The 12,096-nt window shown below is 41.3% G+C and carries 12 protein-coding genes and 2 pseudogenes; 10 read left to right on the top strand and 4 right to left on the bottom strand.

What is annotated here, in order from left to right:
* Nucleotides 1-20: 20 nt before the first annotated feature.
* The gene (locus KOLE_RS11225) at nt 21-1,754 is read right to left on the bottom strand and encodes a tetratricopeptide repeat protein (RefSeq protein WP_015868835.1); all 1,734 of its coding nucleotides are present in this window, start codon (nt 1,752-1,754) and stop codon (nt 21-23) included.
* 91 nt (nt 1,755-1,845) lie between these two features.
* Here KOLE_RS11225 and secG point away from each other — a divergent pair, with 91 nt between their 5' ends.
* From secG to KOLE_RS07565, 5 genes are all read left to right on the top strand, one after another.
* Nucleotides 1,846-2,097, top strand: a complete 252-nt coding sequence (gene secG, locus KOLE_RS07545) for a preprotein translocase subunit SecG (RefSeq protein WP_015868836.1) — start codon at nt 1,846-1,848, stop codon at nt 2,095-2,097.
* A gap of 10 nt (nt 2,098-2,107) precedes the next feature.
* Complete coding sequence (tyrS, locus tag KOLE_RS07550; RefSeq protein WP_015868837.1) at nt 2,108-3,301, top strand: tyrosine--tRNA ligase; 1,194 nt, start codon at nt 2,108-2,110, stop codon at nt 3,299-3,301.
* A gap of 98 nt (nt 3,302-3,399) precedes the next feature.
* On the top strand, nt 3,400-4,644 hold the full coding sequence (locus KOLE_RS07555) for an S-layer homology domain-containing protein (RefSeq protein ID WP_015868838.1): 1,245 nt from the start codon (nt 3,400-3,402) through the stop codon (nt 4,642-4,644).
* A 116-nt stretch (nt 4,645-4,760) separates the two neighbouring features.
* On the top strand, nt 4,761-5,840 hold the full coding sequence (locus tag KOLE_RS07560) for a hypothetical protein (RefSeq protein WP_015868839.1): 1,080 nt from the start codon (nt 4,761-4,763) through the stop codon (nt 5,838-5,840).
* A 195-nt stretch (nt 5,841-6,035) separates the two neighbouring features.
* On the top strand, nt 6,036-6,467 hold the full coding sequence (locus KOLE_RS07565; protein ID WP_015868840.1) for a hypothetical protein: 432 nt from the start codon (nt 6,036-6,038) through the stop codon (nt 6,465-6,467).
* Nucleotides 6,468-6,567: 100 nt separating this feature from the next.
* Here KOLE_RS07565 and KOLE_RS07570 read toward each other — a convergent pair whose 3' ends face one another.
* Nucleotides 6,568-6,951 (bottom strand): transposase, encoded by a 384-nt coding sequence (locus KOLE_RS07570; protein ID WP_237697520.1) that lies wholly within the window; start codon nt 6,949-6,951, stop codon nt 6,568-6,570.
* Nucleotides 6,952-7,088: 137 nt separating this feature from the next.
* On the opposite strand from KOLE_RS07570, the pseudogene istA (KOLE_RS07575) reads away from it, so the two are divergent.
* The 5 genes and pseudogenes from istA (KOLE_RS07575) to istB (KOLE_RS07595) form a co-directional block, all read left to right on the top strand.
* Nucleotides 7,089-8,372 (top strand): annotated as a pseudogene (gene istA / locus KOLE_RS07575) (IS21-like element ISKol3 family transposase); the annotation flags it as partial.
* 112 nt (nt 8,373-8,484) lie between these two features.
* The gene (gene istA, locus KOLE_RS07580) at nt 8,485-9,588 is read left to right on the top strand and encodes an IS21 family transposase (RefSeq protein WP_015868842.1); all 1,104 of its coding nucleotides are present in this window, start codon (nt 8,485-8,487) and stop codon (nt 9,586-9,588) included.
* Nucleotides 9,585-10,382: an IS21-like element ISKol10 family helper ATPase IstB gene (gene istB, locus KOLE_RS07585; protein ID WP_015868765.1), complete on the top strand. Its 798-nt coding sequence runs from the start codon at nt 9,585-9,587 to the stop codon at nt 10,380-10,382. The genes istA (KOLE_RS07580) and istB (KOLE_RS07585) overlap by 4 nt, the downstream gene beginning before the upstream one ends.
* A 52-nt stretch (nt 10,383-10,434) precedes the next feature.
* A pseudogene (locus tag KOLE_RS07590) lies at nt 10,435-10,629 on the top strand (IS21 family transposase); the annotation flags it as partial.
* The gene (gene istB / locus KOLE_RS07595) at nt 10,626-11,348 is read left to right on the top strand and encodes an IS21-like element ISKol3 family helper ATPase IstB (RefSeq protein ID WP_015868843.1); all 723 of its coding nucleotides are present in this window, start codon (nt 10,626-10,628) and stop codon (nt 11,346-11,348) included. The pseudogene KOLE_RS07590 and the gene istB (KOLE_RS07595), both read left to right, overlap by 4 nt.
* A gap of 25 nt (nt 11,349-11,373) precedes the next feature.
* Here the strand turns inward: istB (KOLE_RS07595) and KOLE_RS11595 are convergent, their stop codons facing one another.
* Together KOLE_RS11595 and KOLE_RS07600 are read right to left on the bottom strand one after the other, a co-directional pair.
* Nucleotides 11,374-11,538 (bottom strand): hypothetical protein, encoded by a 165-nt coding sequence (locus KOLE_RS11595; protein ID WP_158303017.1) that lies wholly within the window; start codon nt 11,536-11,538, stop codon nt 11,374-11,376.
* On the bottom strand, nt 11,522-11,902 hold the full coding sequence (locus KOLE_RS07600; protein WP_012744961.1) for a hypothetical protein: 381 nt from the start codon (nt 11,900-11,902) through the stop codon (nt 11,522-11,524). The genes KOLE_RS11595 and KOLE_RS07600 overlap by 17 nt, the downstream gene beginning before the upstream one ends.
* Between the last annotated feature and the right edge of the window lie 194 nt (nt 11,903-12,096).

Here is a 12,096-nt window from a genome sequence, read left to right on the forward strand (position 1 = left end):
AACGGAACGCATCGGGGATATCAGGATCCTAATTCCAGTATGTGCAGGATCTTATAGTATCCATCCTCTATCTTTGCTGCTTCAGGAAGTCCGCCTTTTTCCAGTAACGAAAAAAGCTTAAGTAAAAACTCTTTTGGATTTGTAGGGATTATTTCTAAAGCGGAATCTACGTCAAGCAATCTATTGTCCTGAGCTCTGGAAAGAAAAAGGGCGGTTTCAAAGTGGAACTCTTTTATTTCATCAATAACTTCTTCCAGGAACCATTCGCTATTAAAATTCAATCCGCCGAGATACCATAGGTAAACCCGGTAAAGTATTCTAAACAAGGCAGTAGCCGAACCGTTTCCGGAAACAAGGAAAGGAAAACGATAAGAAAGGAGCATTGCTTCTGGAATATTTTCCCTTAGTGATACGAGCAGCCCAAAGAATAATTCAACCATTGAGAGGTCCGGTTCTATTGATTCCGGGATTTCGCCGGTAAGAAGTCTTATTGCTCTATTAGAGAGTTCAGGATTATTTGATTTGGATAAATAATTCAGCAGATGTCTATAATCAACTTTGCCGAAATTAACAAACTCCTGGTTTTTCATATCTGTAGCGTCTATCAGTTTATCAAACAAAAGTTCTAACTCGCCGGAATTGTACTTTTTTGCCAGGCTCCTCATGACAGGGTTTTCAAATTCTGTATTAACCTGTGAGTGTCTTTGGACCATTCCTTCATACAATGCAATTTCTTTTTTTAGTTCGTAAATGCTCTCATCCGGAAGTTCATCTATCAATTTCCGGGCTTGCTTAAAATCACCTAAAAGTGTAAAAGATCTTGAAAGGACCACGGTGGCTTTGTAGTCTTTTGTTTCATTATAGTATTTTTCGAGATGTTCTACGGCGTCTTCTACCAGTCCCATATTTCGTTCCAGTAATCCTAGTTCGTACAAAATCTCCACTGCTTGCGTCATCTCGTATGCCTTTTTTAAGTCGTTATAAGCGCCTAAAAAATCTCCCAATCTTGTTTTGGAGAAAGCTCTGTTATAGTAGAATTCCCACCGCTCTTCTTTTTTTAGCCCTTCGCTGAACGCTTGTTCTGCAAGTGCATAATTTTGTTTTTCGTTGTATATAACCCCTTTTCTCAGGTACAAATCTGCCGAAAGCGGGAATTTCTTTGAAGTGTTCTCGATTATCTTCAAGGCAGAATCTAGCATTCCGGAGACAATATAGGTGTCTATAATCCCGAGAAGGGGGAGAGAGAATTCCCCCTGTGCCCTTTCCAGGGATAGTATGTAGAATTTAACAGCATCGTCATATTCGCCTTTTTTCTGCATAAGCCGCCCTAGCTCGTAATAGCCCAGATAAAAATCTTCTTTAAGCTCAACGGATTTTCTCAACTCAATTTCCGCTAAACCTAATTCGCCTTTTTTCCTCAGTAAAAGCCCTTTGTAAAAGTGATATCTGTAATCTTCTTTGATTTTTTTTGCTTTTTCCAGCCATTTTTCGGCTTCTCCAAGATTGTTTGTGTTTAATGCTTTCTTGAATTTCTCATAGCAGAAATAAACGAGATATGACCCATAATAATCGTCCTTTGAAACGGAATATTGGGCATCTAAACCTTTTATTATCACGTCCAGGTCAATTTTCTCTTCATCTATGATTTTTGGTAAATCTTCCAGAAGTACTGGAAGTTTTACTGGAAGGTTCTGGCGTTTTGCTGCATCTGGTTTAAGAGGCATGTAAACAATAACCTTTTTTGGTTTGTTCACCCTGCACCTCCGGGAGTATTATTTTTTTCACCTTTCCACACTTTATAGTATAATACTAACTGAACATCATAATATTACAGGAGGTATAGAGATGATAGCACTCTCATATGTTTTGATAGGTGTCCACGTAGTGTTGAGTGTACTCCTAACCTTTTTCGTGTTGAGTCAAATGTCGAAGAGTTCTGAATTAGGTGCGGCTTTTGGCAGTGGTGCTTCTCATACGATGTTTGGAAGGAAAAAGGGTCTGGACACCGCCGGGAAGATCACCCTCGGCCTTTCCATCGCTTTTATGGTGAACAGCGTTATTTTGACATTTGTTATCTCAAAAGCATTCCCGTCGTAAGGTGATAATCTTGGAAGTACCGGAAAAACAATTGCAGATACTTAAAAGGAACTCCGTTTCCTTGATTTCGGAGGAAGAATTAATTGAAAGATTGAAGCTCGGAAGGCCGCTTCGAGTCAAGCTTGGAGTTGATCCTTCAAGACCGGATCTTCATCTTGGCCATGCAGTTGTTCTCAGGAAACTCCGGGAATTTCAGGACCTCGGCCATCACGTTATTTTGATAATAGGTGATTTTACGGCTCGAATTGGCGACCCTTCCGGTCGCTCGAAAACCCGCCCGATGCTCTCAAAAGAAGAAGCGAAACAGAATGCCATCACCTACAGTCAGCAAGCCTTTAAAATCCTCGATCGAGATAAAACAGAGATAAAGTTTAATTCTGAATGGCTGGATGGTATGAGTTTTGAAGATGTGATACGGCTTTCGGCTAAGTATACCGTTGCGAGGATGCTTGAAAGAAATGATTTCGAGAAGCGGTATAAGAATAACGAACCTATAAGCATAGCAGAGTTTCTTTACCCGCTTGCCCAGGCTTATGATTCGGTGGTGGTCAAAGCGGATGTGGAGATCGGCGGTGACGACCAGTTCTTCAATTTTGTTGTTGCGCGTAAGATTCAGGAAGAATATGGTTTGCAACCCCAGGTCATTCTCACCATGCCTCTCATAGAGGGAACCGACGGCAATTTGAAAATGTCCAAGAGCTATGGCAATTATGTTGCCTTTGAAGACCCTCCAGAGGAAATGTTTGGAAAACTCATGTCGATTCCCGATACCTTAATAATTAAATATATGAGGTTGCTCACAGACATTCCTGAAGAGCGGATTCTCCAATACGAAAGGGATATAAAATCAAGGAAAATCAATCCACGGGATGTAAAAATGTTGCTGGCTTTTGAGATAACAAGATTTTTCCACGGTGAAGAAGCTGCGGTGCGTGCAAGGGAGAATTTCATAAAAGTTTTCAGAAAAAAGGAACTTCCCAGTGAAATACCTGAAATTAAAGTAAAAGAATCCGAACTATCTCTTGTAGATCTGATGGTTAAATATGCTAATATTTCATCAAAAAGCGAGGCCAGACGGTTGATTTCTCAAGGCGGTGTTCGGCTGAACAACACGGTGATAAAAGATATTCATGCTAAGGTCGCAGTATCCAATGGGGACATACTACGTATCGGTAAACGTAGATTCTTCAAGATTTCGTGCTAAACTTATAGAAATCAAAACTTGAACAAGTTGGCCTGCATACTGTATAATAAATTCGTGCTTTAGGCAGATTTACAACTTTCCGAAAGGGGGTAGGTTCCATGAAAAAACTTTCCTTGGTATTGGTCCTTGCCCTTGTTGGCGTGGTGTTCGCCTTTGCGGTAGACTATACGGACGTTCCAGAGGGGCACTGGGCTTACAATGCGGTAATGAAAGCAACAGCTGCGGGATTACTTCAGGGATTCCCGGATGGTACATTCAGAGGAACGGATAGTGTAACGAGGTATCAGTTAGCGGAAGCTATGGCAAAGCTCCTCGAGTACTCCGATGCAGGAGACGCTAAGCTTCAGGAACTCGTTTTTGCTTTGACGAAAAAGGTAGCCGGTCTTTCCCTTGATATTTCTGAGGTTGTAAAGGGAATTGAGGGAACTTCAAAGAGCCTTTCTGATGCCGTTGCATTGCTCAATGCACATGACGCAGATATAACCGCTCTGAAGAAGAAGCTTACCGATACCGAAATTACGGTCAAGCTCCTCGGTCAGGCTATCGCAAAGTTGAGGAAGGATCTTAAAGATGAAGCTGCGGCCATTGAAGAAATCAAGGCCCAGAATTTTGTAACATCCGAGCAACTGGATGAAAAGCTCTCCATGCTTTACACGAAAGTTCTAATGCTTCAGAAAGAAGAGAGCAAGAATAACGCCGCGATAATGGCTGAGGTAGGTAAACTCAACGAGAACGTTGAGGTTATCTTTGATCAGGTTGACTCCAACGTGTTTTCCATAATGGGGCTTGAAAAAGAACTCGCTGGTGTTAAAGCCTCTCTGGACAATTACGTTACCAAGGACGACTTCGAATACGTAGTGAACGTTACAAACAAACTCAGCGCGGATATGTTTACAATGCAAAGAAACTATGGCAAGAGAATTGGTAAGCTCGAAGAAGCTGCTTCCGATTACGCTTTGAAAGCTGATCTTGATGCCTTGAAGAGCTCGGTGAATCAAGATATCGAGGTCATCTTTGATCAGATCGATTCCAATGTCTTCGATATCATGGATCTCGAGAAGAAGGTAGGGAATCTTGAGGCTGCTCTGAATGCTACAAACGAAGAGCTTGCCGCTTTGAAGGCCGAAGTTGTGACACCTGATCAGCTCTCAGAGAAACTCAACTTCCTCTACAAAAAGATAAATATCGTTGAAGCCAATGCCAAAGATGACGTTGAGACTCTCAAAGCAACCATTGCCGATCTTGAGGCCAAGCTTGAAGCAAGCGATAAGAAAGCAAACTTTGCAACGATCCTTTCAATTGTTTCAGCTGCAATAACAGCTATCGTACTTATGACCCAGTAAACGATTGATTGATTTGTGGCCTGCTGCAAAGGAAGCGGGCCACGATTTGATTCAACGTATTGGTTTGTGTTAAAATACGAGTGCGCATATCATTCTTTAAAAGGGGGTAAGTGTGCATGAAGAAACTTCTGGTTATTCTAACTCTGGTTGTCGCTATGACAGCTTTCGCTGGCTCAGCATCTGTCAGCCTTGGTGGTTCAACATTGTTTGAAGTTAAGCTTGACAAAGACGGCTTACACACCAATATGTTCATGTGGGATCAATGGGCAGCCTTTGGCGTTGACGCTGGAAATGTCAGTGTAAGCCTCGACTTTGACGGTAATCTCACATTGAACGGCATTTCTCTTTCCAACGATCACTTTGCTGCCGACTGGTACTCCTCAATGGCATTCCAGGGTGACTACAGTAAATGGTGGTTCGTTGAAGTCGATGATGGCGCTTGGGAACCAACAGCTATCTTTGAATTGAAAGACCTTGGCCTTTCCGTTGCTACTCAGGAAGGCGACAAGGTTCTTGCGAAGTTTGCTGTTGATCCTGTAAACGTTGCCGCTCAGATCAGCCTCGATGCAAGTGGATTTGCTGGTGCTGCTGCTGAGGTTAGCTCCGAAAATGTTTTTGCCGGCCTTGGCTTCAGAGTTGGTTTCAAAACCGGTGGCGATTACACTGTAAACGCCTGGTACAAAAACGCTTTTGGTCCTGTTGATGTCGATGCTTACATGAGATACTCCAACTTCAACGGTCAGTATGTTGGTATCATTGGTCACTACACACACGATCTCGGCAAAATTGGTGCAAAGGTTGAATATGACATTGAAAATTCTGAACCTCTGTTCGCGGCAAGGTTCGATGGCACTTACGAATTTGATCCTGTGACTCTCACCGTCAGAGTCGGTTCTGGTAGCTACGCAGATTGGGATGCTATATACTGGGAAGAATTCCATGGTGATCTCACAGCTGCTGCTACCGATGTTTCCGTAAGAGGCATCGTGAGTGTTGGGCTTCCACTTGGAATTGATGGAATCCTTGCAGCCCCAACCCTTACGGTTCAGGCAGATTACTACCTTGGCGATGGCAGCATGCAGATTCCTGTAAGCATTTCTTCGAAGCTTTACGACCTTCTCAGCGTAAAAGCTGGTGTGGATCTTCTTGATCTTACAGGCTGGTATGCATACGTAGGTTACTACGCTGCGTTCTGATATTTAGGTTATAGATACGCTGTGAAAAACCCCCGACCAATGTACGGCCGGGGGTTTATTTATGTATAGTATAGATGATGGCAAAATAGAAAGATGAGGTGGCAAATGTCTTTCACAGAATTAAAGAGAAAACTGAGCACCATTGAATTTATGTTGTTTCATTAATAGCATTTTCGTTTGTTTGGGAGTGAAAGCATGAGACTTTTGAGTTTGATCGTCGGGGATTTATTGCTTCTTTTGGCGCTGGTATTTCTGGGAATCCTTTTTACGGCGCTTGTGTACGAGATAATTTTTCCAAACGAAGCCAGGGAGTTGTCGCTGAATACTGGAATTCATTTTTTGATGATAGTGACGCTTTTGACTCAGGGGATAATCTTTCAAATTGGTTCTATCAATCCAGAAAAAAGTATTTTGAAGCTTTTTACCGTTTTTAGTTCTATTGCGAGTCTGTTTTTATTTTTGATCGGTGTAGTTACCGTAAACCTTAATTGGTGGATCAAACCGGTTGAATCTCTTCTGGACATCCATCTTCATTTTGCTACGCCTCTGAGCATTTTACTCCTGGTTGTTCTGGTGTTCCTTGTCCCTTTTTCTTTGCTTTCATTTTCTTCTGATGATAAAAAGTGAGATTTCCTTATTACCATCCTCTTTATTGTAGTAATTTCTAGTTGTTTACTGTTTTATTATGATCCGGATCATATCTTTTTGAATTAGGGTGTCTCAAAAATCAGTAACAGCCAATAATATCAGCCACCTTTCTGTGAGGACGGCTGTTCAAGATATTGAACATAACACAAAGATTGTATGCCAATATGGCCAAACCCAATACCGCATCATAATTCCTGTTTCTCACATACCAAATGTATTCCAGATTGAAATATTCTTGTAGAATGTTAATCGTTCTCTCTATCTCCCAACGGTTTTTATACTTCTCCGCATATATTTGCCTCAATTGAATGCCCAGCCAACGAGCCTGACACTGTTTTTCCAGTGATACACCTTTCCTTTTGTTTGTGTCTATTACTGGTATCATGCTACTACAATCGAATATATAACGGTATATCTGTTGCGAATCATATGCGCTGTCTGCGAGGAAATATGTGTATGGCAAAATAAAAATACAGCAAGTGGCAGGATAAAAATCCAGCGGTAAGGGAAAGAAAAAGATCATTGCCAGCACCCGGAAAATCAATTACCCTTTAATTGCACACCAAAACAGTTAAAGGGGGTTAGAAAGGAGTGCTGACAATGATCCAGGTACATCATATCAAATATCTACGTGAATTTAAAGGGAAGTCGCTAAGAAATATAGCCAACGAAACTGGCCACGATTTCAGAACGGTGAAGAAATATGACGAAATGGATGATTTCAACGAGTATGTTCAACGTAGAAAGAGGACTTCCAAGCTCGATCCGTACAAGCCCAAAATAGATGAATGGCTGGAAGAAGATAAAAAGGTAAAGGCAAAACAACGTCATACTGCTAGAAGGATTTACAAGAGACTATGTGAGGAATATCCGAATTTTCCGCTCAGCGAACGTACGGTAAGAGCATATGTGAGAAAGAAAAAGAAGGAATTGTATTCCAACGAAGGTTATTTACCTCTTGACCATCCTGGTGGTGAAGCTCAAGCAGATTTTGGACAGGCTGAGTTCATTGAAAAGGGTAAGGGAACGACGCTGCATTATCTGAATCTTTCTTTTCCATACAGCAACGGGGGATACTTTCAACTGTTTAGAGGGGAAAACCTTGAATGTTTGCTCGAGGGGCTGAAGAACATATTCGAACATATTGGAAAGGTTCCTCGGCGTATATGGTTCGACAACCTATCTCCCGTGGTGAAAAAAATTCTGGATGGAGGGGAAAGGGAGGTAACGGAGAAGTTTTACAGATTCTGTCAACATTATGGTTTTGAACCTGTGTTTTGTAATCCTGGTTGTGGCAATGAAAAAGGCAATGTGGAAAACAAGGTTGGATATAACAGGCGGAACTTCTTTGTTCCCATACCCAGGATAGAGAATCTTGAAGATTACAACAAAGAGCTCTTAATCCTCTCGGAGAAAGATATGGAAAGACCCCATTACCGAAAGGAAAAGAGCATTAAAGAACTGTTTTTAGAAGAAAAGAAAAAGATGCTCCTACTCAACGAAAAACCTCTGGATATTTCCAGGGTACAGAAAGCAAAGACAGACAAGTATGGGATGCTTCGTTTTGAAAACAACAGATACTCCGTGTCACCAAAACATACTGAAACAGAAGTGTGGTTGAAGATAGGGGCATCGGAAATAGAGATACTGGATGAAGACTACAAAGTGCTCGTAAAACATCCCAGGTTATACGGACACAACCTCCAATCTCTGAATTGGTATCCATACCTTGAGACCTTGAGCAGGAGGCCACGTGCATTGAAATATACAGGATTTTACAGGGAATTATCTCCTATTTGGCAAGAATACTTTGAATCCTGTGATTACCAGGAAAAGAAAAACAGCTTGAAGTTGTTGGTCAAAATGCTACGTGAAACAGATATGGTGTCGACATCGATTATAAAATAGTAAAAACGTCGGTCAAAAATGAGCAAAAACATCGGTAAGAATTGAGTAGTAACATCTGAATATCTCAGATAGAAAAGGAGGTATTCAGATGTTAACGGAAAAGCAGGTCTTTGAAATCAGAATATTGTACAGAGAGGGGTTAAGCAAGCTAGCAATAGCCAGGCGCCTTGGCATTGCTCCCAACACCGTAAAGAAATATCTTGAAAAGGAGTGGTGTCAAATGGCAAAAAGAGGTTCGAAACTGGATCCTTTCAAGGATTACATCGAGAAAAGGCTCCAGGAGTATCCCGAACTTACAGCGACAGTGTTGTTTAAGGAATTGGTGGAGAGAGGTTATACCGGTAAACTGACAATACTCCGGATGTATGTGTCCTCAATAAGACCCAAGGGGAAACCTGAAATTGTTGTCAGATTCGAAACAGAACCTGGTAGACAATTTCAGGTTGATTGGGGAACGGGTACAACGGTTATTGCAGGCGAAAAGACGACCGTTAAGTTCTTCATTATGGTGTTGAGCTATTCACGGATGCTGTACGCGGAGATAGTACCAGATGAAAAGCTTGAGACCTTGATCCAAGCTCATCTGCATGCCTTTGAGTACTTTGGTGGTTATCCCTCAGAAGGTCTGTACGACAACATGAAAACCGTTGTAAAGAAGCTTCAGAAACAGAAGGAATACAACGCCAGATTCATGGATTTTGCAAACTTCTACGGCTTTAAAGTGATTACTCACAGGCCATATAATCCAAAAGCCAAAGGAAAGGTCGAGAGGTTGGTTCCTTACGTAAGGGAAAATATTCTTTACGGCCAGAGTTATTCGAGTCTAACGGAACTGAAGAATGTATTAAAAGATTGGTTAGCAGTAGCGAACCAGCGGCTTCATTCAGAATTAAAAGAAACCCCTCTCGAAAGATTCGAGAGGGAAAAGAATCACCTAAACAAACTAAGTAAATCGTATCCGATTCGCAGATTAAATACAAGACTCGTAAGAGACAAAGGCCAGATAGTCTACAAAGAAAGGGCATACCATGTTGGTAAAAAATACACAGGGGAAAGAGTCAATCTCCAGGTGGAAGGTTCACTACTGAAGATATACGATGGCGATGAACTCATTACAGTACATCCCTTGAAAGACCAGGTAGAAAAAAGGTCTTTGAGAGAATACCAGGCTCTTGTGGGTGATGCGGTATGAGCTACGAAAACGTACACAGCCTGTTGAAAGAACTGAAACTGGAAGGAATCTCCAGGGTACTGGATTCTTCTCTTCAAAACTGGAGTAAAGGGGATAAAGACGTTCTCGAATTGATTGAAGAACTACTAATAGCCCAGAAGAAAGAAAACGAGAACAAGAAATACATAACGGCTCTCAGATACAGCGGATTACCTTTCCACAAAACCCTGGAAGAATTCGATTTCAGTTTCCAACCCAGTATAGACAGAAAACAGATAATGGAATTGAAGACCCTGAGATTCATGTACGAAAAAGAGAACGTGGTATTCCTTGGACCTCCTGGAGTAGGGAAAACACACCTGGCGGTAGGTCTTGGAATGGAAGCCCTAAGGGAAGGAAAGAAAATATACTTTGTTAACGCAATAACATTGGTGGATCGATTAAAGAAAGCTTTTATTGAAAGACATCTGGAAAAAACCATTAGATTCTACAAATCCCTTGACCTCCTAATAATAGACGAACTGGGATACCTGCCACTGGATACAGAAGGAGCGAAGCTATTCTTTGAACTAGTAAGCCAGAAATACGAACAAGGAAGCATAATCCTGACATCCAACAGAAGCTTTACCGAATGGGACAAGATATTCGAAGACGAAGTATTAGCAACAGCGGTATTAGATAGACTCTTACATCATTGTACAATTGTCAACATTCGTGGAAAAAGCTACAGACTGAAAGAAAAACAGAAAACGGGGCTTGTTGGTATACAGACGACGATTGATAGAAGTGACAAACTACGCAAATCTGATCGATGAAACTACGCAATTTTGTTCGATGTTTTTATGCTTTTTTGGTCGATGTTGACATATGGAAACCGCAAGTCGTGCACTGGAGATAAGCCTGAAGAGCGAACGTTGCACTGCTGAAACAATATTCCTCTCATACCGACGGTTGATCCAGGAAGAACCATCACCCTTTGAAACAGGGAACGAAGTACCGAGATTACGAGCGTACGCAACCGATTTTAAGGAATACGATGCCCTGGTGGGTGAAAGGAAATGAAAGAACTCATCGCTCAATACTGCAAAGAACTGAGATTGGGAAAAAGTATAGTGGAAAACTACCAAAAGATACAGGCAGAAACCAACGAGGAATTCCTGGTGAAACTACTGAAGCTGGAGATTGAAAACAGACGGGTATCACGTAAAAATCGTTATCTAAAACAGGCGAATTTCGAGGTAATGAAAACCTTTAAAGGCTACAGTTTTGAAAACGTACAGATACCCAAGAGTATAACGCTGGAAGAACTACAAGAAGGGAGGTTTCTGGAAAAGAAAGAGAACCTAATACTGTACGGTCCTGTAGGAACAGGAAAAACACACATGGCAACAGCCATAGGTATCGCAGCTTGTAACCGGGAAAAGAAAGTCAGATTTTACAGAACGGCCACACTGGTAAATGAACTTGTGGAAGCAAAAAGCAACGGAACATTGAAGAGGTTCTTGAAGACACTCAGAAAGACAGATTTGCTCATATGCGACGAATGGGGTTACATACCTTTAGACCGAGAAGGAGCGCAACTCTTGTTTCAAGTGATTGCGGAAAGATATGAGAGGAACAGCGTAATAATCACAACGAACCTTGAGTTCAGCAAATGGAATGGGATATTCTACGATGAGAAACTCACCAGTGCCATAATAGACAGATTGATTCACCATTGCCATTTGTTGGTGTTTACAGGCAAGAGTTACCGATTGGAACATTCGAGTATTAAGACTTAATTTTTTTACCCCGGGTGCTGGTTTTTTATTTTTCCAAACGCTGGATTTTTATATTGCCAAAAACACTCATATGTACTTTTCTTCCATATTCCCAGCCTTTTGTCGTCTTTGTCCAACTGGATTGGGGGTCTTTGTATTTCCCTGTCCTTCTTCGTCTTTGTGCTGTATGGGCTTTACAAGTCTTGGTCACGAAAGGAATCCACCACCAACTCAATCCTTTCAAGTCCTTCTATATCCAAAAAGAGGTTTACAACATCTTTGTTTATCCTGTGAAGAGGCAATTCTCTTACTCTCCTGGATATAGTCTGGAATGGTGGTATGTTTTTCAAGTCCAAGAGTTCCATGTATTTGGGATTCTTTTCTAAAAAGTTCTTTGCCCCACGATATGAGACATCGCATAGCTTCAATAAAATGGAAAGTTTCAAGATGCTCTTGTCAGAATAAGCCTTTCTTCTACCTCTGCCTTGTTTGTTAACGAAGTTAGAAGGCAAAAGCTTGTCTAACTGCTCAATAATCTTTACAATATCGCTTTTTGTGAGTTCTTGTGGTACCATTTATTTGGGCCTCCTTTCTTGTTTTGGGCTATTTCAATGGTACCACCATTGGAACTTGGGAGGCCCGCTTTTTTTCGTGACACCCTATTTTTGAATGATATTGTTAGTGTGTAGCTATATTAGATCAATCTGGATTTCTTTTGTTCTACTGTACTGAGTATTTTACGTTTACTGAGCATAATTTTCTTTATTTG

The sequence above is a fragment of the Kosmotoga olearia TBF 19.5.1 genome, assembly GCF_000023325.1.
Classification (GTDB): Bacteria; Thermotogota; Thermotogae; order Petrotogales; family Kosmotogaceae; genus Kosmotoga; species Kosmotoga olearia.